The organism is Streptomyces caniferus (assembly GCF_009811555.1).
GTDB classification, from domain to species: domain Bacteria; phylum Actinomycetota; class Actinomycetes; order Streptomycetales; family Streptomycetaceae; genus Streptomyces; species Streptomyces caniferus.
The window spans coordinates 3975603-3998652 of the sequence record NZ_BLIN01000005.1; the positions used below are offsets into that span (position 1 = coordinate 3975603).

Consider the following 23050-nt stretch of genomic DNA (forward strand, 5'->3'; position numbering starts at 1 on the left):
CCCTTACAGCTTCATCAGGCTGGCGTCGTCGACCGAGGCCGTATGACGGGTGCGGAAGATCGACACGATGATCGCCAGGCCGACCACGACCTCGGCCGCGGCGACGACCATCGTGAAGAAGGCGATGATCTGGCCGTCCAGATTGCCGTGCATCCGCGAGAAGGTGACGAAGGCGAGATTGCAGGCGTTGAGCATCAGCTCGATGCACATGAACACCACGATGGCGTTCCGCCTGATCAGCACCCCGGCCGCACCGATGGTGAACAACAGGGCGGCGAGATAGAGGTAGTAGACCGGGTTCATTTCTTGGCCCCCTCCTTGTGCTCCTTCGGCGCCACGCCACCACCGGACGACGAGGGCCGGGGCTCATCGGAGCCCCGGCCCAGCCAGTCCTCGGAGCGCTCCTCCAGCGCCTTCAGCTCGGCGAGCGACTCGCCGGAGACATCGCGGACCTGGCCGCGCTCCCTCAGCGTCGGGCTGACGCTCAGCTCGGACGTGGTGCCGTCGGGCAGCAGGCCCGGGATGTCGACGGCGTTGTGCCGGGCGTAGACGCCCGGGGCGGGCAGCGGCGGCACCTGCTTGCCCTCGCGGATCCGCGCCTCGGACTGCTCACGCTGGGACTTGGCGCGCTCCGTGCGCTCCCGGTGGGTGAGCACCATCGCGCCGACGGCCGCCGTGATCAGCAGCGCGCCGGTGATTTCGAAGGCGAAGACGTACTTGGTGAAGATGAGCGCGGCCAGGCCCTGCACATTGCCGCCGGCGTTGGCCCCGCCCAGGCCGTCGAACTCCTTGAGCGAGGCGTTGCCGATCCCGGCGATCAGCAGGATGCCGAAGCCGATGCCCAGTCCGGCGGCGAGCCAGCGCTGTCCCTTGAGCGTCTCCTTGAGGGAGTCCGCCGCGGTGACCCCGACCAGCATCACGACGAACAGGAACAGCATCATGATCGCGCCGGTGTAGACGACGATCTGGACGACGCCGAGGAAGTACGCGCCGTTGGCCAGGTAGAAGACCGCCAGGACGATCATGGTCCCGGCGAGGGAGAGGGCGCTGTGCACGGCCCGCTTCATCAGGATCGTGCACAGCGCGCCGCTGACGGCGACGAGGCCCAGGATCCAGAACTGCACGGCCTCTCCGGTGGAGGTCGTGGAGGCCGCGGCGGCGAGGCCGGTCATGCGTTCGCCTCCTTCTCCGGGGCGTTCCCGTCGGCCTTCTCGCCCTTGGAGACCGCGACCTGACGGACGGTCCCGGGGGCGGCCTCGGTCACCAGGCCCTGGTAGTAGTCCTTCTCCGTCATGCCGGGGTAGATGGCGTGCGGCGAGTCGACCATCGTCTCCGCCAGGCCCGCGAGCAGCTCCTCCTTGGTGTAGATGAGCGATTCGCGGGAACGGTCGGCGAGTTCGTACTCGTTGGTCATCGTCAGTGCGCGGGTCGGACAGGCCTCCACGCACAGGCCGCACAGGATGCAGCGCAGGTAATTGATCTGGTAGACGCGGCCGTAGCGCTCACCCGGGGAGTAGCGCTCCTCGGCGGTGTTGTCCGCGCCCTCGACATAGATCGCGTCCGCCGGACAGGCCCAGGCGCACAGCTCGCAGCCGATGCACTTCTCCAGCCCGTCCGGATGGCGGTTGAGCTGGTGCCGGCCGTGGAAACGCGGCGCCGTCGGCTTCTTCTCCTCCGGGTACTGCTCGGTCAGCCGCTTCTTGAACATGGCCTTGAAGGTCACGCCGAAGCCGGCCACGGGGTTCTGGAACTCAGGCACCGTCGCCCCCCTTTCCGTCGTTTCCGATTCCGTCACTGACAGTGTCCGGCCCGCCACTGACAATCAGCTCGCGATCACGGCGCGGCCGGCGTCGCGGCACCGGCGGCAGGCTCTGTCCGGGCAGCGGCGGCACGGGGAAACCGCCGGCCATCGGGTCGAAGGCCCCGTCGCCGTCCGTCTCCTCCTCCTTCTCACCGCGCCGGAAGAAGTCCACGAGGAGGGAGATCAGCAGCAGCGCGACGGCGCCGCCGGCGACGTAGAGCACGATCTGGGAGAAGTTGTAGCCCTCGTTCTTCAGCGCCCTGACGGTGGCGACCAGCATCAGCCAGACCAGCGAGACCGGGATGAGGACCTTCCACCCCAGCTTCATGAACTGGTCGTAGCGCACCCGGGGAAGGGTGCCGCGCAGCCAGATGAAGAAGAACAGCAGCAGCTGCACCTTGATCGTGAACCAGAGCAGCGGCCACCAGCCGTGGTTCGCGCCCTCCCAGAACGTGGAGATCGGCCAGGGGGCCTTCCACCCGCCCAGGAAGAGCGTGATCGCGACCGCCGAGACGGTGACCATGTTGATGTACTCGGCGAGCATGAACATCGCGAACTTGATGGACGAGTACTCGGTGTTGAAGCCGCCGACGAGGTCGCCCTCGGACTCCGGCATGTCGAACGGCGCGCGGTTGGTCTCGCCCACCATCGCGACGATGTAGATGATGAACGACACCGGCAGCAGCAGGACGTACCACCGGTTCTGCTGCGACTCCACGATGGTCGACGTCGACATCGACCCGGAGTAGAGGAACACCGCCGCGAACGACATGCCCATCGCGATCTCGTACGAGATCATCTGCGCGCACGAGCGGAGCCCGCCGAGCAGCGGATAGGTGGAACCGGACGACCAGCCCGCCAGCACGATCCCGTAGATCCCGACCGAGGCCGTGGCCAGGATGTAGAGGATGCCGATCGGCAGATCGGTGAGCTGCATCGGGGTGCGGACCCCGAAGATCGAGATCTCGTTGCCGGCCGGGCCGAAGGGGATCACCGCGATCGCCATGAAGGCCGGGATGGCCGCCACGACCGGCGCGAGGACGTAGACGACCTTGTCGGCCCGCTTGACGACCAGGTCCTCCTTCAGCATCAGCTTGATGCCGTCGGCGAGGGACTGGAGCATCCCCCAGGGGCCGTGCCGGTTGGGGCCGATGCGCAGCTGCATCCAGGCGACGACCTTGCGTTCCCAGACGATCGAGAACAGCACCGTCAGCATCAGGAACGCGAAGCAGAAGACCGCCTTGATGACGACCAGCCACCACGGGTCGCGGCCGAACATCGACAGGTCTTCCTGCGCCAGCGTGCTGCCGGCAGCTGCGAGTTGAGAGAGCTGCATCATGCGTCCACCTCCTCGGCCGGCTCCGGCGTGCCCGGGGCGGCGGAGATCTTCACCAGGTCACCGGGTTGCGCCCCGGTGTCGGCGGCGACCCCACCGCCCGTGGAGTTGAGCGGCAGCCACACCACCCGGTCGGGCATCGCCGTGACCCGCAGCGGCAGACGGACCGAGCCGGCCGGTCCGGTGACCGCCAGCAGGTCACCGTCCTTGACCCCGGTCTCCTCCGCGGTGGTCTGCGACAGCCGGGCGAGGGCCGCGTGCCGGGTGCCGGCCAGTGCCTCGTCACCTTCCTGGAGCACCCCCTGGTCCAGGAGGAGCCGGTGTCCGGCGAGCACCGCCTCGCCGCTGTCGGGGCGGGGCAGCGGGCGCCCGGTCTCCATGGGCTCGCCCGCGTAGGGGCCGTCCCAGCCGCCGAGCCGGTCCAGCTCGCGGCGTACCGAGCGGATGTCCGGCAGCGCCAGGTGGACGTCGAGGGCGTCGGCGAGCATGTGCAGCACCCGGGAGTCCGGCAGCAGGTGCCGGCGGGTCATCTGGTCCGGCTTGAGGGCGGCCTCGAACAGCCGGGCCCGGCCCTCCCAGTTGAGGAACGTGCCGGACTTCTCCACGACGGCCGCCACCGGCAGGACCACGTCCGCCCGGTCGGTGACCTGCGAGGGCCGCAGCTCCAGGCTGACCAGGAAGCCGACCTCGTCCAGGGCGGCCAGCGCACGGGCCGGGTCCGGCAGGTCGGCGACCTCGACGCCCGCCACCAGCAGCGCGCCGATCTCGCCGGTCGCCGCGGCCTCGATGATCTGGCCGGTGTCCCGGCCGTGCCGCTGCGGCAGCGCGGCCACGCCCCAGGCGGCCGCGACCTCGTCGCGGGCCCGCGGGTCGGTGGCCGGCCGGCCACCGGGCAGCAGGCCGGGCAGGGCGCCCGCCTCGACGGCGCCGCGTTCGCCCGCCCGCCGCGGAATCCACACCAGCCGGGCGCCGGTGGCACGGGCGGCACGGACCGCGGCGGTCAGCGCGCCGGGCACCGCCGCCAGCCGCTCGCCGACGATGATCACCGCGCCGTCGGCCCGGAGCGCCTCGGCCGCGGCCTGCCCCTCGCCGTCCAGACCGACGCCGCCCGCGAGCGCGTCCAGCCATTCGGTCTCGGTGCCGGGCGCGGCCGGCAGCAGCATGCCGCCGGCCTTGATCAGCCCTCGGGAAGCGTGACCGGCCAGCCCGAAGGTGCGCTGCCCGCTCCTGCGGTGCGCCTTGCGCAGCCGCAGGAAGACACCGGGTGCCTCCTCCTCGGCCTCGATACCGGCCAGCAGCACGGCCGGTGCCTGCTCCAGCGCGGTGTACGTGACACCCCTGCCGTCCAGATCCCGGCCCCGGCCGGCGACCTGCGACGCCAGGAATTCGGCCTCCTCGGCGCTGTGCACCCGCGCCCGGAAGTCGATGTCGTTGGTGTCCAGTGCGATCCGGGCGAACTTGGCGTAGGCGTAGGCGTCCTCGACGGTCAGCCGGCCGCCGGTGAGGACACCGGTGCGCCCCTTCGCCGCGGACAGCCCGCGGACCGCCGCCTCCAGGGCCTCGGGCCAGCTCGCCGGCTCCAGCTCACCGGACTCCGGGTTGCGGACGAGGGGCTGCTCCAGCCGGTCGCGCTGCTGCGCGTACCGGAAGGCGAACCGCCCCTTGTCGCAGATCCACTCCTCGTTGACCTCGGGGTCGTTCGCCGCCAGCCGCCGCATGACCTTGCCGCGACGGTGATCCGTACGCGTCGCACAGCCGCCCGCGCAGTGCTCGCACACCGACGGCGAGGAGACCAGGTCGAAGGGGCGGGAGCGGAAGCGGTAGGCGGCGGAGGTGAGCGCGCCGACCGGGCAGATCTGGATGGTGTTGCCGGAGAAGTACGACTGGAAGGGGTCGCCCTCCCCGGTGCCGACCTGCTGGAGGGCACCGCGCTCGACCAGCTCGATCATCGGGTCGCCGGCGATCTGGTTGCTGAAGCGGGTGCAGCGCGCGCACAGCACGCACCGCTCGCGGTCCAGCAGCACCTGGGTGGAGATCGGCACCGGCTTGGCGAAGGTGCGCTTCTTGCCCTCGAAGCGCGACTCCGGGTCGCCGACCTGCATCGCCTGGTTCTGCAGCGGGCACTCGCCGCCCTTGTCGCAGACCGGGCAGTCCAGCGGGTGGTTGATCAGCAGCAGCTCCATCACGCCGCGCTGGGCCTTCTCGGCCACCGGCGAGGTGAGCTGCGACTTGACGACCATGCCGTCGGTGCAGGTGATGGTGCAGGAGGCCATCGGCTTGCGCTGGCCCTCGACCTCGACGATGCACTGCCGGCAGGCGCCCGCCGGGTCCAGCAGCGGATGATCGCAGAAGCGCGGGATCTCGATGCCGAGGAGCTCGGCGGCACGGATGACCAGCGTCCCCTTGGGGACGGAGATCTCGATGCCGTCGATCGTCAGGGTGACGAGGTCCTCCGGCGGGACCGCGGCCTCGCCGCCCCCCGTAGGGGCATTTGTGGTGACGGTCATGCGTTCACCCCCAGGTGAGCGTCGTTGTCGGCCCACAGGGTCGACTTGGCCGGGTCGAAGGGGCAGCCCTTGCCGGTGATGTGCTGCTCGTACTCCTCGCGGAAGTACGCCAGCGAGGAGAAGACCGGCGAGGCGGCGCCGTCGCCGAGGGCGCAGAAGGACTTGCCGTTGATGTTGTCGGCGATGTCGTTCAGCTTGTCGAGGTCGTCCATCCGGCCCTTGCCTGCCTCGATGTCGCGCAGCAACTGCACCAGCCAGTAGGTGCCTTCGCGGCAGGGCGTGCACTTGCCGCAGGACTCGTGCGCATAGAACTCGGTCCAGCGGGTGACCGCCCGGACCACACAGGTGGTCTCGTCGAAGCACTGCAGCGCCTTGGTGCCGAGCATCGAGCCCGCCGCGCCGACGCCCTCGTAGTCCAGGGGGACGTCGAGGTGCTCGTCGGTGAACATCGGCGTCGAGGAGCCGCCCGGCGTCCAGAACTTCAGCCGGTGGCCGCGGCGCATCCCGCCGCTCATGTCCAGCAGCTGGCGCAGGGTGACGCCCAACGGGGCCTCGTACTGGCCGGGGTGGGTGACATGGCCGCTGAGCGAGTAGAGCGTGAAGCCCGGGGACTTCTCGCTGCCCATGGACCGGAACCAGTCCTTGCCCCGGTTCATGATCGCGGGAACCGACGCGATGGACTCGACGTTGTTCACCACGGTGGGGCAGGCGTAGAGGCCGGCCACCGCCGGGAAGGGGGGACGCAGCCGGGGCTGTCCGCGACGCCCCTCCAGGGAGTCGAGCAGCGCGGTCTCCTCACCGCAGATGTACGCGCCGGCGCCCGCGTGCACGATCACATCCAGGTCGAGTCCCGAGCCGAGGATGTTCCTGCCGAGGAAGCCCGCCGCGTAGGCCTCGCGCACGGCTTCGTGCAGCCGGCGCAGCACGGGCACGACCTCACCGCGCAGATAGATGAAGGCGTGGTTCGACCGGATCGCATGACAGGCGATCACGATCCCCTCGATGAGGGAGTGCGGGTTGGCGAAGAGGAGCGGGATGTCCTTGCAGGTCCCGGGCTCCGATTCGTCGGCGTTGACGACCAGGTAGTGCGGTTTGCCGTCGCCCTGCGGGATGAACTGCCACTTCATCCCGGTCGGGAAGCCCGCGCCGCCGCGGCCGCGCAGCCCCGAGTCCTTGACGTACGCGATCACGTCGTCCGGGGGCATGGCGAGCGCCTTGCGCAGGCCCTCGTAGCCCTCGTGCCGGCGGTAGGTCTCCAGCGTCCAGGGCTCGGGCTGGTCCCAGAAGGCGGACAGGACCGGCGTCAGAAGCTTCTCGGCGTTGGTCTCCCCGCCGGCCTCCGGCCGGGAGGCACCCCCGTGTTCGGCTGCCACGGTCATCACTCCCCCTCCTCTGCTGCGGGGCCGGCCGGGTGCTGGTCATCCGAGGCCGCGGTCTGCTGCGGTGCGTCGTGGGAGCTGGGGTGCCCCGGGGGCGGCTCCTCGGCGGGGTGGCCGGACGGAGGTTCGCCACCGGTCCCGTCGGCGGCGCCGTCGGCGGTGGCGCGCGGCGCGATGACATGGTCGGCGCCGCGGCCGGGGACGGCTTCGCCCTTGGCGAGCCGCAGCCCGATCAGCGAGGCGGGGCCCGCTCCGCCGGTGGCCTCGACGGCGCCCGGCCGCTCGTCCGGGAATCCGGCGAGCATCCGGGCCGTCTCCTTGAAGGTGCACAGCGGCGCGCCGCGGGTGGGCCGGACGCTCCGGCCGGCCCGCAGGTCGTCGACCAGCTGCCGTGCGGACTGCGGCGTCTGGTTGTCGAAGAACTCCCAGTTGACCATCACGACCGGGGCGAAGTCGCAGGCCGCGTTGCACTCGATGTGTTCGAGGGTGACGGCGCCGTCCTCGGTGGTCTCGCCGTTGCCGACGCCGAGGTGCTCCTTGAGGTCCTCGAAGATGGCGTCGCCGCCCATCACCGCGCACAGCGTGTTGGTGCAGACGCCGACCTGGTAGTCACCGCTCGCCTTGCGGCGGTACATGGAGTAGAAGGTCGAGACCGCGGTGACCTCGGCGGTGGTGAGGTCGAGCATCTCGGCGCAGAAGCGGATGCCGGTGCGGGTGACGTGCCCTTCCTCGGCCTGGACGAGGTGCAGCAGCGGCAGCAGCGCCGAGCGCGCGCCCGGGTAGCGGGCGATCACCTCCTTGGCCTCCGCCTCCAGCCGGGCCCGTACGTCCACCGGGTAGTCGGGGGCGGGGAGCGCGGGCATCCCCAGCTGCACGTCATGGTTTGCCGGAGTGGCGTTCACCGGTCGACGCCTCCCATCACGGGGTCGATGGACGCGACGGCGACGATGACGTCGGCGACCTGGCCGCCCTCGCACATCGCCGCCATGGCCTGGAGATTGGTGAAGGACGGGTCGCGGAAGTGCACCCGGTAGGGACGGGTGCCGCCGTCGCTGACCGCATGCACGCCCAGCTCGCCCTTGGGTGACTCGACGGCCGCGTACGTCTGCCCCGGCGGGACCCGGAAGCCCTCGGTCACCAGCTTGAAGTGGTGGATCAGGGCCTCCATCGAGGTGCCCATGATCTTCTTGATGTGGTCGAGGGAGTTGCCCAGACCGTCCGGCCCGAGGGCCAGCTGGGCGGGCCAGGCGATCTTCTTGTCCGCGACCATCACCGGGCCGGGCGCCAGCCGGTCCAGGCACTGTTCGACGATCCGCAGCGACTGGCGCATCTCCTCCAGCCGGATGAGGAACCGGCCGTACGAGTCGCAGGTGTCGGCGGTCGGCACCTCGAAGTCGTAGGTCTCGTAACCGCAGTACGGCTGGGTCTTGCGCAGGTCGTGCGGCAGTCCGGCGGCGCGCACGATGGGCCCGGTGGCACCGGTGGCCATGCAGCCGGCCAGGTCGAGATAGCCGATGCCTTCCATGCGGCCCTTGAAGACCGGGTTGCCGGTGGCGAGCTTGTCGTACTCGCCGATGTTCTTGCGCATCTTCTTCACGAACTCGCGCACCTGGTCGACCGCCCCCGGGGGCAGGTCCTGCGCGAGGCCGCCGGGCCGGATGTACGCGTGGTTCATCCGCAGGCCGGTGATCAGCTCGTAGAGGTCGAGGATGAGCTCACGGTCGCGGAAGCCGTAGATCATGATCGTGGTGGCGCCCAGCTCCATCCCGCCGGTGGCGATCGCCACGAGGTGGGAGGACATCCGGTTGAGCTCCATCAGCATCACGCGGATCACGGTGGCCCGGTCGGGGACCTGGTCGGTGATCCCCAGCAGCTTCTCCACGGCCAGGCAGTAGGCCGTCTCGTTGAAGAAGGGGGTGAGGTAATCCATGCGCGTGACGAAGGTGGTGCCCTGCGTCCAGGTCCGGAATTCGAGGTTCTTCTCGATGCCGGTGTGCAGGTAGCCGATGCCGCAGCGGGCCTCGGTGACGGTCTCGCCGTCGATCTCCAGGATCAGCCGGAGCACGCCGTGGGTGGAGGGGTGCTGCGGCCCCATGTTGACGATGATCCGCTCGTCGTCGGACTTCACCGCGGCGGCCGCGATCTCGTCCCAGTCGCCACCGGAGACGTTGTAGACGGTGCCCTCGGTGGTCTCCCGGGCCAGGGACTCCGTGGTGTCGAAGTCGCTCGAGGTGCGGTGGCCGTTCGAGGAGTGGGAGTGCGGTGCAGTAGTCATCAGCTGTACGACCTCCGCTGGTCGGGAGCCGGAATCTGGGCGCCCTTGTACTCGACGGGGATGCCGCCGAGCGGGTAGTCCTTGCGCTGCGGGAAGCCCTGCCAGTCGTCGGGCATCATGATCCGCGTCAGCGCCGGATGGCCGTCGAAAACGATTCCGAAGAAGTCGTAGGTCTCGCGCTCGTGCCAGTCGTTGGTCGGATAGACCTCCACGAGCGAGGGCACGTGCGGGTCGGCGTCCGGTGCGGACACCTCCAGCCGGACGAGCCGGTTGTGGGTGATCGAGCGCAGGTGGTAGACGGCGTGCAGCTCGCGGCCCTTGTCGCCGGGGAAGTGCACTCCGCTCACGCCCGTGCACAGCTCGAAGCGCAGCGCCGGATCGTCGCGCAGGATGCGGGCGACCGCCGGCAGACGGCTGCGCTCGATGTGGAAGGTCAGCTCCGCGCGGTCGACGACGGTCTTCTCGATGACGTCCTCGGGGACCAGGCCCTGTTCGTCGAGGGCGCCCTCCAGCTCGTCGGCGATCTCGTCGAACTCCCCGTAGCCGCTCGATCCGGAGGCGCCCCCACGGGGCCCGCCGTACGGCCGGGTGCTCGCGCCGGGCAGCCGGACGGTCCGTACGAGGCCGCCGTAGCCGCTGGTGTCGCCGCCGTTGGCGGCGCCGAACATCCCGCGGCGGGTGCCGATCACCTCGCCGGTGTCCTCGCGCTGCGCGGGTACGGCTTCGTCCTGGCCGTTCCGGTCGTTCGGCTCGTCGGGACGCTCGGGGTTCTTCTGCTCACTCACCGCAGCAGCCCCTTCATCTCGATCAGCGGGAGTGCCTTGAGCGCCGCTTCCTCCGCCTCGCGGGCGGCCTGCTGCTGATTGACCCCGAGCTTGGTGTTCTGGATCTTCTGATGCAGCTTGAGAATGGCGTCCATCAGCATCTCGGGACGCGGCGGGCAGCCCGGCAAATAGATGTCGACGGGAACGATGTGGTCGACGCCCTGCACAATCGCGTAGTTATTGAACATTCCGCCCGATGAGGCGCAAACCCCCATGGAAATCACCCACTTCGGCTCCGGCATCTGGTCGTAGACCTGCCGCAGAACGGGAGCCATCTTCTGGCTCACCCGGCCGGCCACGATCATCAGGTCCGCCTGCCGCGGAGAGCCGCGGAAGACCTCCATGCCGAAACGGGCCAGGTCGTAGCGCCCGGCGCCGGTCGTCATCATCTCGATGGCGCAGCAGGCCAGCCCGAAGGTCGCGGGGAAGACCGATGATTTGCGCACCCAGCCCGCGGCCTGCTCGACAGTGGTCAGCAAAAAGCCGCTCGGCAGCTTCTCTTCAAGTCCCATGTGTGACCCCTAGTCCCATTCCAGGCCGCCACGACGCCAGACATAGGCGTAGGCGACGAAGACGGTGAGCGCGAAGAGCAGCATCTCGACGAGCCCGAACAGCCCCAGGGCGTCGAAGGTGACGGCCCAGGGGTAGAGGAAGACGATCTCGATGTCGAAGACGATGAAGAGCATCGCCGTCAGGTAGTACTTGATCGGGAAGCGACCGCCACCGGACGGATGTGGCGTCGGCTCGATTCCGCACTCGTACGCCTCGAGCTTGGCCCGGTTGTAGCGCCTGGGCCCGACGAGGGTGGCCATCACGACGGAGAAGATCGCAAAGCCTGCCCCGAGGGCTCCCAGTACGAGGATGGGCGCGTAAGCGTTCACCGTCCTCGCTCCCTTCAGTCGACGATGACTGGATGGCGGTCCGCTCGGGCCCTCCGGCTGCCCCATGGAGATCGTGCATATGTGAGGCAGTTCACAAGCCCGAACCGCCAGCATCTTATGCCCGCTGGTCTGTGATCTGCGACACGGGAGTGAACAACGCCTTTGTGATCTCCACCACCCGGCGAAGGATCATGAAGTCGGATGAGCGGTGATCTTCATACGTGAAGCACGCGAGTGATCACGAGAGGTGACATTCGCATGGGTTACCGCTGGTCAGTGCGGGGTTGCCACTATCAAGTGAGTCGCGCTACAGGCAAATTGGCGCTGGAGCTGGCCAACTGCTATGTGCGTGCGGCCCGTAGACGTGACCCGCTCGTGACCGGACCGTGATCATCAGTGCGTGCATCGATTCACGAGCGGCTGGCCGCCATCAGGTCACAGGAACATAACGGACACTCAAGAGTGACCTATCCCACGCTATTTCCAGCACTAAGTGCTTGACGCCCGGGAAGCCTTGGCGTGGCGGATGGGGAAGTGATAGGCCCTCGCCGCTCCCGCATCGAGCAGCAAATGCCATGCGTAGGAACATGATCGCGAAATTCGGACATCCCGTCGGCGGCTCGGCCGGCGGCCAAAAGTCCGGTTTATTCGCCGCGTACACGTCAAGTGTGGCGCACTGCACCTTTCTTGGCAGCAACCTGTGGCGCCTGATAGCCGTTATTGCCATGTCCCCGAACGCACTCATACCCAGCCACCGGAAGCCCCGCCGTTCCGCGTCCTCGCGGGCCCTGCGTGCGGGCGTGACCGGTGGCTTCCTCACCCTCGCGGTGACCGGCGCCACCGTGCCGGCCAACGCCGCGCAGAAGCCCGTCTCCGAAACCCAGGAGATGCCGACCATCACGACGGCGCTGGCCACCAGCGCCGCGAAGAGCGCCGACACCGCCGAGCAGGTGGCGTTCAACTACGAGCGCCAGGCTCTCCAGGAGAGTGCCTTCTCCAAGGCCGCCAAGGCCGCCGAGAAGCACAAGGCCGAGGCCGTGAAGAAGGCCAAGGCCGAGGCGAAGAAGAAGGCCGAGGAAGCCCGCAAGGCCAAGGAGGCCGCGCAGGCCCGTGCCTCGCGCTCCTCCGAGCGTTCGACCCTGTCCGCCCCGTCGTCGTCCAGCGCCACCGGCAGCACCGCCACCCTGGTCTCCTTCCTGAAGGCGCAGCTCGGCAAGGCCTATGTGCTCGGCGCCACCGGCTCCTCGGCGTACGACTGCTCCGGCCTGACCCAGGCCGCGTTCAAGCAGGTCGGCATCGACCTGCCGCGGGTCTCGCAGGACCAGTCCACCGCCGGCACCCAGGTCGGCCTGGACAACCTCCAGGTCGGCGACCTCCTGTACTGGGGCAGCGCGGGCAGCGCCTACCACGTCGGCGTCTACGTCGGTGGCGGCAAGTTCATCGGCGCCCAGAACTCCAGCACCGGCATCGTCGAGCGCCCCCTCGACTACGACATGCCGACCGGTGCGGTGCGCGTCCTCTAGGACCGCCGCACCCTCAGTGCCCCACGAGGACCGTCCCTCCTGCCGCTCGGGAGGGACGGTCCTTCGCTGTGCGGGGACCTCCGGCCGCGGAGGCGCCGAGCCGCCCCGCCCCCGCGCGCCGTCCAGCGGCTGATTCGCGCCGTACAGCGCCACGATCAAGCCAGGTACGGGCCCGAGGGCGGCTCGTGGAGCTACCGATGAACGGTGCGCGCCGTTGCACCTCTCGCCCTGTGCCGTAGATGTACCCCCTCGGGTGCGATGCGGCATTCCCAGAGAGAGGGACCCGCGCTTCGATGAACACCCATCGCACCGCCCGTCGCATCGTCACCCGGGCCGCGACGGCCGCCGCACTGGCCACCGCGCTCGGTCTGGGCGCCGTCCACACGGCGACCGCCTCGGCCGCGTCGTCCGCACCGGTCTCCGTCCGGCCCTCCGGCACCGACCCCGACGGCGGCTGGCACCAGAACGGGCTGCGGCTGAAGGCCGCCGACAACAAGAAGGTGGACGCCTTCGTCCACCGTGCCCGGAACGCCGAGCGGGCCATCAGCCCCGAGGTGCGTGCGGCCGCCCGGATCAGCCACGCCGAACTGATCGGCTTCGACCAGCGGCTGAAGTCGCCGGACTCGCTCAAGCGCAAGGTCGCGACCTGGATGCGGGAGTCCCCGGGCCAGACCGTCGACGAATCGCTGAGCATGATCAACGACTCGGTCCGTTTCACCCTGCAGTGGCCCGCCGGCTCGTACAGCCAGGGCGTGCACACCGCTTCCGGGCTGCTGTCCGCCTGGGGCAACGACTCCACCCGGTGGGCCAACACCTGGAACCGGACCGCCGGCTACAAGGCGATCAACTCCGCCTGGCGCGCGCCCCGCTCCCACCAGCTCTTCGAGGTCCAGTTCCACACCCCCGAGAGCAAGGCGGCCCAGCTGGAGACGCACAAGCTCTACGAGGAGCAGCGGCTGCCCGGCACGCCGCCCGCGAGGGTGCGGGAGCTCCAGGCGCAGCAGAACGCGATCTTCGCGGCGGTGCCGGTGCCGCCGGGCGCCGAGCGGCTGACCGCTCCGACGCGCCGACTGTCCCCCGACCCGGCGCGCCGGCTCCCCGTCCCGGGCCGCTGACGGACCGGTCCCGCAGGCGCGCGATCCCCTCGCCGCCCGGGGCGGCCCAATACGGGTGACGCCCCACGAGAGCAGCAACGACGGCGGCCCGCCGGATACACCGACGGGCCGCCGACCGCTCGTCCCCGGGCCCGCAGGGCCCCTCACGGGCCCTCAGGAGCCGTCACGGCGCCTCAAGAGCTCTCCAACACGGCCATACGGCCGCAACACGCTCCAACAGGCCGCACAACGCCGCACAGGCCGCAACGGGCCTCAGCAGGCCACAACGGGCACAACGGTGCGCAACAGGCCGTCCGTTACCAGCCCGCCCCCGCCGGCTGCTTGGTGGTCGCGTTGAGCCGGTTGAAGAGGTTGGTGACACCGATCGTCAGGATGATCGCCGACAGCTGCCGCTCGTCGAAGTGGTCCGCGGCGTCGTCCCAGACGGGGTCCGGCACCGGGTCCGGGCTGTCGGCGAGCCGGGTGACGGCCTCGGTGAGGGCAAGGGCGGCGCGCTCGGCGTCCGAGAAGTACGGCGCCTCCCGCCAGGCCGCGACGGCGAACAGCTTGTCGTCGCCCACGCCCGCCTTCCTGGCGTTCTTCACGCCCCCGTCGACGCAGAAGCTGCAGCCGTTGATCTGGCTGGCGCGCAGATGCACCAGCTCCAGCGTCTCCTCCGGCACCCCGCCCTGGCGGGTCGCCTTGACCACGTCGAGGAGCGGCTGCATGGCCTCGGGGAGGACCACCGCGGGGTTCTTCATTCGTGCGTCCATCACTGTCTCCTCAGAAAATCTCGTCGTTACCGCACTGACGGATCCCGGCCGGAGAATGTGACGGGGCGGTCCGGGAAATTTCCCGGACCGCCCCTGGAGCACCCGCAGGGGCCTGCGCCGGGCTTCCGCCCGATGCCGGCCCCTGTGCGTCAGGCCTTCGGCGCGACCTTGCTCAGGCCGTTGATGATGCGGTCCATCGCGTCGCCGCCCGTGGGGTCGGTGAGGTTGGCGAGCATCTTGAGGGTGAAGCGCATCAACAGCGGGTGGGTCAGACCGCGCTGGGTGGCGATCTTCATGACCTTGGGGTTGCCGATGAGCTTCACGAAGGCGCGGCCCAGGGAGTAGTAGCCGCCGTAGGTGTCCTTGAGGATCTTCGGGTAGCGCTGCAGGGCCAGTTCGCGCTGGGCGTACGTGGCGCGGGCGTGCGCCTGCACGATGACCTCGGCGGCGATCGCGCCGGACTCCATGGCGTAGGCGATGCCCTCGCCGTTGAACGGGTTGACCAGCCCGCCCGCGTCGCCGACCAGCAGCAGGCCCTTGGTGTAGTGCGGCTGGCGGTTGAAGGCCATGGGGAGCGCGGCGCCGCGGATCGGGCCGGTCATGTTCTCCGGGGTGTAGCCCCAGTCGGCGGGCATCGAGGCGCACCACGCCTTGAGGATCTCGCGCCAGTCCAGCTCCTTGAAGGCGGAGCTGGAGTTGAGGATGCCGAGGCCGACGTTGCTGGTCCCGTCGCCCATGCCGAAGATCCAGCCGTAGCCGGGCAGCAGCCGGTCCTCGGCGCCGCGGCGGTCCCACAGCTCCAGCCAGGACTCCAGGTAGTCGTCGTCGTGCCGGGGCGAGGTGAAGTACGTACGGACGGCCACGCCCATGGGGCGGTCCTCGCGCCGGTGCAGGCCCATGGCCAGCGAGAGCCGGGTGGAGTTGCCGTCGGCGGCGACGACGAGCGGGGCGTGGAAGGTGACCGGGGTCTTCTCCTCGCCGAGCTTGGCGTGCACACCGGTGATGTGCCCGGTCAGCTCGTTGACGACCGGCGCCCCCACGTTGCAGCGCTCGTACAGCCGGGCGCCGGCCTTCTGCGCCTGCCGGGCCAGCTGCTCGTCGAAGTCGTCGCGCTTACGGACCAGCCCGTAGTCGGGGTACGACGCCAGCTCCGGCCAGTCGAGCTGGAGGCGGGAGCCGCCGCCGATGATCCGCAGGCCCTTGTTGCGCAGCCAGCCCGCTTCCTCGGAGATGTCGATCCCCATGGCGACCAGCTGCTTGGTGGCGCGCGGGGTCAGCCCGTCGCCGCAGACCTTCTCGCGCGGGAAGGCGGTCTTCTCCAGAAGGAGCACGTCCAGACCGGACTTGGCGAGGTGGTAGGCGGTCGCCGAGCCGGCGGGCCCGGCACCGACGACGATCACATCCGCGCTGTGCTCCGAGCGGGGTGTGGTCACGGAATCGGTCACGGACTCGGTCACGGCGCTGTCTCCCGGAAGTCGATATCTGGGTGCCGACCGGCACTGGGCACGTCAGTCTATGGGGGCCGTGGTGATCAGAACCTGAAGGGTTGTGCCGTGAAGCCTGTGAACACACCGCCCGTCCACCGACCGCTTCCCGCCGTCGAGCTGCGCGTGCCCACCGAGGAGGACGCGATGAACTGGCACCGGGTCTTCAACGACCCGGACGTCATGGAATTCCACGGCGGTTTGCCGGCCGAACTCTCCCTGTACGACGAGCTCACCGCGCGCCAGCGCAGGCACCACGCCGAGCGGGGATTCTGCCTGTACACGCTGGTGGACCCGGCGGACGGCGCGGTCATCGGCTTCACCGGCGCCCAGCCGTGGCCGTGGGACTGGGGCCCCGCGGGCGAGATCGAGATCGGCTGGCGGCTCGGCCGCGCCGCGTGGGGCAAGGGCTACGCCACGGCCGCGGCGCGGGCGGCGCTGGAGTCCGTACGGGCGGCCGGCGTCCGCCATGTGGTCGCCATGGTGGATGCGCGCAACGAGCGGTCGATCGCGGTGACCCGGCGGCTGGGAATGCGGCGCGCGGAGACGGTGATCACGCCGGAGGGGAAGCGGACCGCGTACTGCCATCGGCTGGATGTGTGAGGTCCTGGCGCACGACCGGAGGTGCGAGGTCCTGGCGCACGACCGGAGGTGCGAGGTCCTGACGCGGAAGGGGAGAGGGCGGCTGCGCCTTGCTGCCGCTCCGGGTGCCGGCGGCCGCCCGGCTTGCGCCGCCGGCCGCCCCGGCCGCCCCGTCCGCCGCCTTCCTCAGCCCTCGGCCGGCTTGCGTCCCCGGTGCAGTGCCACGATGCCGCCGGTCAGATTGCGCCAGGCCACCTCGGTCCAGCCCACGCCCTGCAGCCGGGCGGCGAGTTCGGGCTGGTTCGGCCAGGTGCGGATGGACTCGGCGAGGTAGACGTAGGCGTCCGGGTTGCTGCTGACCGCACGGGCGACCGGCGGCAGCGCACGCATCAGGTACTCGGTGTAGACGGTCCGGAACGGCGCCCAGGTCGGCTCGCTGAACTCGCAGATCACGACCCGGCCGCCGGGCTTGGTGACCCGGTACAGCTCGGCCAGCGCGGCGTCGGTGTCCTGGATGTTGCGCAGCCCGAAGGAGATGGTGACCGCGTCGAACACCCCGTCCGCGAACGGCAGCCGGGTGCCGTCGCCGGCGGTGAACGGCAGCCACGGGTGGCGCTTCTTGCCCTCCCCCAGCATGCCGACGGAGAAGTCGCACGGCACGACGTACGCACCGGTCCGCGCGAACGGCAGCGAGGAGGTGCCCGTACCGGCCGCGAGGTCGAGCACCCGCTCGGCGGGCCGGGCGGCCACCGCGCGGTCCACTTCCTTGCGCCACAGCCGCGCCTGCCCCAGGGAGAGCACGTCGTTGGTGAGGTCGTACCGCGCCGCCACGTCGTCGAACATCGCGGCGACTTCGTGCGGCTGCTTGTCCAGGGATGCTCGGGTCACCCGGCCATTGTCCACCGTGGTCCGCCCGGGACCCGCACCGGGCACGGCCGTAGGGCGGGTGGCGTTCTCAGCGGCGGCGGAAGACGAGGCGGCCGTGCAGAGCGGTGGCCAGGCAGCTGCCGTCCTCGGCGAAGACGGCGAAGTGGGCGGCGCCGCCGGCCACCAGGGCGCGGGGGGTGCGCCGGGCCAGCTCCTGCAGGCCGGAGCGCTCCACGGCGGTGCGGACCGCGGGGCGGTGGAACGGCCCGGCCAGCGCCGTGGTCCCGGTGGCCATCAGCCGTTGCAGTCCGCGCCGGGCGCTGCCGCCCCAGCGGGCCTCGGTCAGGTCGAGGGCGGCGAGCGCCTCGCCGGTGACCGGCTCGCTGCCGAGGACGTCCGCCTCGCGCGGATCGGGGTGGTAGGCGGCCTCCAGCAGGGCGGCGCCGTCCGGTTCGTAGCGGCCGGGCGTCAGCACGCCGTCCCATTCCCTGACCCGGGCCCGTGCGCCGTACTCGGCGAACAGCTCGTCGTACGGCCCGACGGCGGCGAAGCGGTCGCCCGAGACGACGACCGCGTACCCGGCTTCCTCCGGGCGGCCGGGCTCCGGGCATTCGGGGTCCACCGGCTCGGACTCCGGCCGGTCCACCACCCGGCGGATCGCCCGCACCCGGTGAATCGTCAGCACGGCAGGCTCAGTTGGCCTCGACGAGCTTCAGCTCCGGATGCGCCGTGCCGCCCTCGATCGCCGTCGAGGACAGGTGCGAGACGACCTTGTCGTCGACCGGGTCGTTGGCCGGGTCGTCGTGCACGAGCAGGTGCTCGTAGGTGGTCGCGCGCTGCGCCGGGACCCGGCCCGCCTTGCGGATCAGGTCGATGATCTCCATGCGGTTGGAGCGGTGCTTGGCGCCCGCGGAGGAGACGACGTTCTCCTCCAGCATGATCGAGCCCAGGTCGTCGGCGCCGTAGTGCAGCGACAGCTGGCCGATCTCCTTGCCGGTGGTCAGCCACGAGCCCTGGATGTGCGCGATGTTGTCGAGGAAGATCCGGCCGATGGCGATCATCCGCAGGTACTCGAAGAGGGTGGCCTGCGTCTGGCCCTTCAGGTGGTTGTTCTCCGGCTGGTAGGTGTACGGGATGAAGGCGCGGAAGCCGCCCGTACGGTCCTGGACGTCGCGGATCATCCGCAGATGCTCGATCCGCTCGGCGTTGGTCTCGCCCGTGCCCATGAGCATGGTGGAGGTGGACTCGACACCCAGCCCGTGGGCCGCCTCCATGATCTCCAGCCAGCGCTCGCCGGACTCCTTCAGGGGCGCGATGGCCTTCCGGGGGCGGGCGGGGAGGAGTTCGGCGCCGGCGCCCGCGAAGGAGTCCAGGCCGGCGGCGTGGATGCGCGAGATCGCTTCCTCGATCGAGACCTTGGAGATCCGGGCCATGTGCTCGACCTCGGACGCGCCGAGGGAGTGGATGACCAGCTGCGGGAACGCCTTCTTGATGGCGGAGAAGTGCTCTTCGTAGTACTCGACGCCGTAGTCGGGGTGGTGGCCACCCTGGAACATGATCTGGGTGCCGCCCAGTTCGACGGTCTCCGCGCAGCGGCGCAGGATGTCGTCGAGGTCGCGGGTCCAGCCCTTGGCGGTGTCCTTGGGCGCGGCGTAGAAGGCGCAGAACCTGCAGGCCGTCACGCAGACGTTGGTGTAGTTGATGTTGCGCTCGATGATGTACGTCGCGATGTGCTCGGTACCGGCGTAGCGGCGGCGGCGCACGGCGTCGGCGGCCTGGCCCAGCGCATGCAGCGGCGCGGAGCGGTACAGGTCGAGCGCTTCCTCCGGTGTGATGCGGCCGCCCTGCGCGGCGCGGTCGAGTACGGACTGGAGGTCGGCGTTCTCGGTCACCGGGGCGTCCCTTTCGCAGGCGGGCATCACGAACTGAACCAGCGTACGTCAGGGGTCCGACAGCCTCGCCGCCGGTCAGCCGGCGCTCCTCGCCGGTGGCGGGGCTGCGACCGGCCGGCGACGGGCGGCGGGGACGGCGAGGCAGGGCGAAGGGCGACGCCCCTTCGGCACCGCCTCAGCGCTTCGTCAGGGTCGCCTTCGGCGTGCCGCCCGCGTCGTCCTGGGAGGCGAAGCCGAGCGTGCCGCCCTTGCCGAGCGTGTACGTCACACGGGACTTGTTGCCCGTGCAGCCGGGCCCCTGCTTGCCGTCCGGCCGCTCCATGAGCACCAGCCTGCTGTCCGTGGCCGACTCCAGCTTCGCCTTGGCCTCGCACTTCACGAGCACCGCGTCGTAGGTGGTGTGGATGACGTAGTCGCCCTTGCCACCGGGCTCGATGACGCTGGTGATCGTGCCGTTGGGGATGCCGTGCGCGGTGGTGACGCTGCCCGTCCAGGTGCCGAGGAAGGCCTTGGCCACCGTGACCGGCCGGCCGGCCGCGTCCCCCGGGCCGGTGGGCCGGCCCGTCGGTGCGCCGCCCGCCGGCGGCTTGGCACCCGTCTGCGCCCCGGCGTCCGTGTCGCCGCCCCCGCCCGGCAGCAGATGGAAGACGAACCCGGCCGTCGTCGCGGCGGCGAGCGCTCCGGCCACCGAGAGCACCAGCGTGCAGCTCATCCGCCGCGGCCGGTCCGCCCCGCCGCCGACCGCGCCGGACAGCGCGATCCGCCGCTCCTTGGCGGCGGTCGGGGCCGCGCCGGTCGGCAGGTCGGCGAGGCAGGGGGCGGCGGCGGTCGACGGCTGGTCCGGGCCGGTTGCCGTGGTGCCGCCATGGGACGCCGCGGGGTGACCGCCGGCGCCCGTCGCGGAAGGACCGCCCCCGGCCGTCGTGAGGTGACCGCTCCCGGCCGTGGCGGGGTGACCGCCCCCGGCTGCCGGCCAGTCCGCAGGCAGCGGCGGCGGGCCGGGCGGCCGGCCGGGGAGGCCGGGGAGACCGGGCAGGACGGAGGCGCCCGACGGCGGACCGGGCGGTGCGGCCGGCGCGTCCGGGGGCGCGCTGTCGAACGGCACGAGCCCGGAGACCTCCCCGTACGACGCACCCGGTGCCCGGGGCACCACCCCGTACGAGGGGTCCGGCGGCCCGAACACCCCACCGGGCGAGACACCCGCCGGACCGGCACCCGCCGCACCGGCGTCCGTCCCGCTCCCCGTCCCGGCCGGGGCCCCGCCCCCCGCCGTCTCCTCCGCCGCGTCCAGATTCAGCAGCTCCACCGCCTGCCGGCTGACCCGCTCGACCAGCGGACCGGGCAGCCACCCGGCCCGCACCAGCCCCGCCGCGCCCCCGTTCCCCTCCCCCGCGAGGCGGGTCGCCAACGCCTCCGGGGCGGGCCGGTCCGCGGGGTCCTTGACGAGCGCACCGGCCACCAGCTCCCGCAGCTCACCGGTGAGCCGGGAGCCCAACTCGGGCTCCTCGTGCACGATCTTGTAGAGCAGCGCGGCGGACGAATCGCCCGAGAACGGACCGGCGCCGGTCGCCGCGAACGCGAGCACCGCACCGAGCGAGAAGACATCGGCGGCGCCCGCGGCCCCCTTGCCGAGGATCTGCTCGGGCGCCATATAGCCGGGCGATCCCACCGAGACCCCGGTCGAGGTCAGCGACGCGGTGCCCTCCACGGCCCGCGCGATACCGAAGTCGATTAGCAGCGGCCCGTCCAGCGTCAGCAGCACATTGGACGGCTTGACGTCCCGGTGCACCAGCCCGAGCGCATGCACCGCGGTCAGCGCCTCGGCCAGCCCGGCGCCCAGCGCCCGTACGGAGTGTTCGGCCAGCGGTCCGAGATCGGCCACGGCCTGCGCCAGCGAGGGGCCCGCGGCGTAGCCGGTGGCCACCCAGGGAACGGCCGCCTCCGGATCGGCGTCCAGCACCGGCGCGGTCCAGGCCCCGCCCACCCGCCGCGCCGATTCGATCTCGCGCCGGAACCGCGCACGGAACTGGTCGTCCGCCGCGAAATGCGCATGGACGACCTTCACCGCGACGGTGCGCCCGCCCGCGCTGCGCCCGAGGTAGACCCGGCCCATCCCGCCCGCGCCGAGCCGGCCCAGCAGCCGGTACCCGCCCAGGCTTCGTGGATCATCCGCCGCCAACGACTCCATGGCGCCTCCCCCTTGATACGGCGCCCCCAGCTTATGACCCGGCCCTGCCGGCCCCCCAGAACTCCCCCTCGCCCCGTCGCCCCTCCCCCACCTGCCTGCCCGCCCCGGAGGACCCCCGACCCCTCGACGCCAGGTTGCTAGCATGCTAGCTTCCTACCGTGGGTGATGAGGAAGTCAAGCAGTTCAACGTCTATCTGCCGGTCACGCTGATCAAGCAGGTCAAGTACCACGCCATCGACTCGGGCAGGTCGTTGTCGGCCTTGGTCGCCGACGCGCTGCGCGCCTACCTCGACGATCCCGGCGAGCAGGACCGGACGACCGGAAAGGAGAGTGGAGATGACGACTGAAGGCATCGAGGCCGTCTTCCTGGAGACCCACAACTGGGGGAAATCGGCGAGGTTCTTCCAGGCCCTGGGCTTCGAGCTGGACTTCTCGACCGACCACCACTCCGGCCTGTTCCGCAACGGCGACGGCGCGTACGTCTTCCTCGCCGAGGTGCCCGAGGACCGCAAGCCCGAGATGCAGGTCGTACTGAAGGTGCCGGATGCCGAGGCGTTCCGCCCCGGTCCGGACGTCGAGGTGGTCACGCCCTTCGAGGACACCCACTTCGGGACCAGGCAGTCGACCGTCCGTGACCCCGACGGGCGCCTGTGGAACCTCCAGGCTCCCGCCGGGAACTGACCGCGAGGAAGGCGGCGCCATGAAGGACGAGGCCACCGGGGCACCGGACAACACCGCCGTACGCTGCGCGCTCTGGCGGGCGCTGCACGTCCGGGTCGATGCGGCGCCCCATGTGCTGGAGGACGAGGTCGGCCTGCGGCTGGTGGCCCCCGACGCCGACTGGCCACGCCGCCCGGACATGGACCCTGAGGCCACCGGCGCCTTCCGGGCGGCCATGGTGGCCCGCGCCCGCTTCATCGAGGACCTGGTCGTCCAGCAGGCCGGGCGCGGCGTCACCCAGTACGTCATCCTGGGGGCCGGCCTGGACACCTTCGCCCAGCGCAGGCCGGAGATCGCCGCCCGCCTGCGGCTCTTCGAGATCGACCAGCCGCAGACCCAGGCCTGGAAGCGCCGGCGCCTGGGGGAACTCGGCTACGGCATCCCCGAGTGGCTGCACCTGGTTCCGGTCGACTTCGAGGCGGGCGAGTCGTGGTGGGAGCAGCTCGCCGCCGCCGGATTCGACCCGCACCGTCCGGCGGTCATCGTCTCGACCGGCGTGAGCATGTACCTCACCGAGGAGGCGACCGCGGCCACCCTGCGGCAGGTCGCCGCCCTCGCGCCGGGTTCGACGCTCGCCATGACCTTCCTGCTGCCGGCCGAGCTCGTCGACGCATCCGACCGGCCCGGCCTCCGGGCCAGCGCGGAGGGAGCGCAGGCATCCGGCACGCCGTTCGTCAGCTTCTACGCCCCGCGGGACATGCTGGCGCTGGCCCGCGAGGCCGGCCTCGCGGACGCCCGGCACGTACCGGGTGGCGTGCTCGCCGAGCGCTACTTCGCCGACCGCACCGACGGCCTCCGCCCGTCCAGCGGCGAAGACTTCCTGCTGGCAGCCATCTGACCTGCGCTGGCGGCCTCACCCCCGGGCCGGCTCGGCGGCGTGCGGCATGAGGACGCCGCTGCACCGGTGGCCACCGCCGGCCAGGA

Annotated in this window: 23 protein-coding genes; 6 read left to right on the top strand and 17 right to left on the bottom strand. The window is 71.0% G+C overall.

Translation table 11 applies throughout. The annotated features are described in order from the left end of the window. Window positions 1-3: 3 nt before the first annotated feature. The 11 genes from nuoK to Scani_RS34025 are packed head-to-tail and all read right to left on the bottom strand — an operon-like array spanning window position 4 to window position 11003. Entirely contained in the window at window positions 4-303 is a 300-nt protein-coding gene (gene nuoK / locus Scani_RS33975) for an NADH-quinone oxidoreductase subunit NuoK (protein WP_018090964.1), read from the bottom strand. Beyond that, the gene (locus tag Scani_RS33980) at window positions 300-1172 is read right to left on the bottom strand and encodes an NADH-quinone oxidoreductase subunit J (protein ID WP_246296301.1); all 873 of its coding nucleotides are present in this window, start codon (window positions 1170-1172) and stop codon (window positions 300-302) included. Before Scani_RS33980 ends, nuoK begins: the two co-directional genes overlap by 4 nt. Further along, a complete protein-coding gene (gene nuoI / locus Scani_RS33985; RefSeq protein ID WP_246296303.1) occupies window positions 1169-1759 on the bottom strand; it encodes an NADH-quinone oxidoreductase subunit NuoI in 591 nt (196 codons plus the stop codon). Before nuoI ends, Scani_RS33980 begins: the two co-directional genes overlap by 4 nt. After that, complete coding sequence (gene nuoH / locus Scani_RS33990) at window positions 1752-3140, bottom strand: NADH-quinone oxidoreductase subunit NuoH (RefSeq protein WP_159481545.1); 1389 nt, start codon at window positions 3138-3140, stop codon at window positions 1752-1754. The genes nuoI and nuoH overlap by 8 nt, the downstream gene beginning before the upstream one ends. Further along, window positions 3137-5644 (bottom strand): NADH-quinone oxidoreductase subunit G, encoded by a 2508-nt coding sequence (locus Scani_RS33995; RefSeq protein ID WP_159481546.1) that lies wholly within the window; start codon window positions 5642-5644, stop codon window positions 3137-3139. The genes nuoH and Scani_RS33995 overlap by 4 nt, the downstream gene beginning before the upstream one ends. Then, window positions 5641-7023 (bottom strand): NADH-quinone oxidoreductase subunit NuoF, encoded by a 1383-nt coding sequence (gene nuoF / locus Scani_RS34000; protein ID WP_159481547.1) that lies wholly within the window; start codon window positions 7021-7023, stop codon window positions 5641-5643. The genes Scani_RS33995 and nuoF overlap by 4 nt, the downstream gene beginning before the upstream one ends. Next, a complete protein-coding gene (gene nuoE / locus Scani_RS34005) occupies window positions 7023-7886 on the bottom strand; it encodes an NADH-quinone oxidoreductase subunit NuoE (RefSeq protein ID WP_159482530.1) in 864 nt (287 codons plus the stop codon). The genes nuoF and nuoE overlap by 1 nt, the downstream gene beginning before the upstream one ends. A gap of 35 nt (window positions 7887-7921) precedes the next feature. Continuing rightward, a complete protein-coding gene (locus Scani_RS34010) occupies window positions 7922-9298 on the bottom strand; it encodes an NADH-quinone oxidoreductase subunit D (RefSeq protein WP_174872784.1) in 1377 nt (458 codons plus the stop codon). After that, window positions 9298-10083, bottom strand: coding sequence for an NADH-quinone oxidoreductase subunit C (locus tag Scani_RS34015; protein ID WP_159481548.1), 786 nt, complete (start codon window positions 10081-10083; stop codon window positions 9298-9300). The genes Scani_RS34010 and Scani_RS34015 overlap by 1 nt, the downstream gene beginning before the upstream one ends. Continuing rightward, window positions 10080-10634 (bottom strand): NuoB/complex I 20 kDa subunit family protein, encoded by a 555-nt coding sequence (locus tag Scani_RS34020; protein ID WP_159481549.1) that lies wholly within the window; start codon window positions 10632-10634, stop codon window positions 10080-10082. The genes Scani_RS34015 and Scani_RS34020 overlap by 4 nt, the downstream gene beginning before the upstream one ends. Window positions 10635-10643: 9 nt before the next feature. Continuing rightward, complete coding sequence (locus Scani_RS34025; protein ID WP_006604811.1) at window positions 10644-11003, bottom strand: NADH-quinone oxidoreductase subunit A; 360 nt, start codon at window positions 11001-11003, stop codon at window positions 10644-10646. A 725-nt stretch (window positions 11004-11728) separates the two neighbouring features. Here Scani_RS34025 and Scani_RS34030 point away from each other — a divergent pair. After that, window positions 11729-12526 (top strand): C40 family peptidase, encoded by a 798-nt coding sequence (locus tag Scani_RS34030; protein WP_159481550.1) that lies wholly within the window; start codon window positions 11729-11731, stop codon window positions 12524-12526. A 293-nt stretch (window positions 12527-12819) separates the two neighbouring features. After that, window positions 12820-13641 (top strand): ATP nucleotide 3'-pyrophosphokinase, encoded by an 822-nt coding sequence (locus tag Scani_RS34035; protein ID WP_159481551.1) that lies wholly within the window; start codon window positions 12820-12822, stop codon window positions 13639-13641. 296 nt (window positions 13642-13937) lie between these two features. Here Scani_RS34035 and Scani_RS34040 read toward each other — a convergent pair whose 3' ends face one another. Both Scani_RS34040 and Scani_RS34045 read right to left on the bottom strand, forming a co-directional pair. Further along, on the bottom strand, window positions 13938-14393 hold the full coding sequence (locus Scani_RS34040; protein ID WP_159481552.1) for a carboxymuconolactone decarboxylase family protein: 456 nt from the start codon (window positions 14391-14393) through the stop codon (window positions 13938-13940). A 149-nt stretch (window positions 14394-14542) separates the two neighbouring features. Beyond that, a complete protein-coding gene (locus Scani_RS34045) occupies window positions 14543-15826 on the bottom strand; it encodes a geranylgeranyl reductase family protein (protein ID WP_159482531.1) in 1284 nt (427 codons plus the stop codon). Between the two features lie 120 nt (window positions 15827-15946). Here Scani_RS34045 and Scani_RS34050 point away from each other — a divergent pair, with 120 nt between their 5' ends. Continuing rightward, on the top strand, window positions 15947-16480 hold the full coding sequence (locus tag Scani_RS34050; protein WP_281392204.1) for a GNAT family N-acetyltransferase: 534 nt from the start codon (window positions 15947-15949) through the stop codon (window positions 16478-16480). Window positions 16481-16645: 165 nt separating this feature from the next. Here Scani_RS34050 and Scani_RS34055 read toward each other — a convergent pair whose 3' ends face one another. The 4 genes from Scani_RS34055 to Scani_RS34070 all read right to left on the bottom strand — a co-directional run bounded on the left by Scani_RS34055 (window position 16646) and on the right by Scani_RS34070 (window position 21406). Then, a complete protein-coding gene (locus Scani_RS34055) occupies window positions 16646-17347 on the bottom strand; it encodes a demethylmenaquinone methyltransferase (RefSeq protein ID WP_159481553.1) in 702 nt (233 codons plus the stop codon). Between the two features lie 67 nt (window positions 17348-17414). Further along, window positions 17415-18011 (bottom strand): hypothetical protein, encoded by a 597-nt coding sequence (locus tag Scani_RS34060; protein ID WP_246296304.1) that lies wholly within the window; start codon window positions 18009-18011, stop codon window positions 17415-17417. 7 nt (window positions 18012-18018) lie between these two features. Then, window positions 18019-19218, bottom strand: a complete 1200-nt coding sequence (gene mqnC / locus Scani_RS34065; RefSeq protein ID WP_159481554.1) for a cyclic dehypoxanthinyl futalosine synthase — start codon at window positions 19216-19218, stop codon at window positions 18019-18021. A gap of 175 nt (window positions 19219-19393) precedes the next feature. Next, window positions 19394-21406 (bottom strand): serine/threonine-protein kinase, encoded by a 2013-nt coding sequence (locus Scani_RS34070; RefSeq protein ID WP_159481555.1) that lies wholly within the window; start codon window positions 21404-21406, stop codon window positions 19394-19396. Between the two features lie 158 nt (window positions 21407-21564). Between Scani_RS34070 and Scani_RS34075 the strand changes: the two genes are divergently transcribed. The 3 genes from Scani_RS34075 to Scani_RS34085 are packed head-to-tail and all read left to right on the top strand — an operon-like array spanning window position 21565 to window position 22964. Next, complete coding sequence (locus Scani_RS34075) at window positions 21565-21753, top strand: ribbon-helix-helix domain-containing protein (protein WP_159481556.1); 189 nt, start codon at window positions 21565-21567, stop codon at window positions 21751-21753. Beyond that, on the top strand, window positions 21743-22087 hold the full coding sequence (locus tag Scani_RS34080) for a VOC family protein (protein ID WP_159481557.1): 345 nt from the start codon (window positions 21743-21745) through the stop codon (window positions 22085-22087). The genes Scani_RS34075 and Scani_RS34080 overlap by 11 nt, the downstream gene beginning before the upstream one ends. 19 nt (window positions 22088-22106) lie before the next feature. Then, entirely contained in the window at window positions 22107-22964 is an 858-nt protein-coding gene (locus tag Scani_RS34085; RefSeq protein ID WP_159481558.1) for a class I SAM-dependent methyltransferase, read from the top strand. Window positions 22965-23050: the final 86 nt, after the last annotated feature.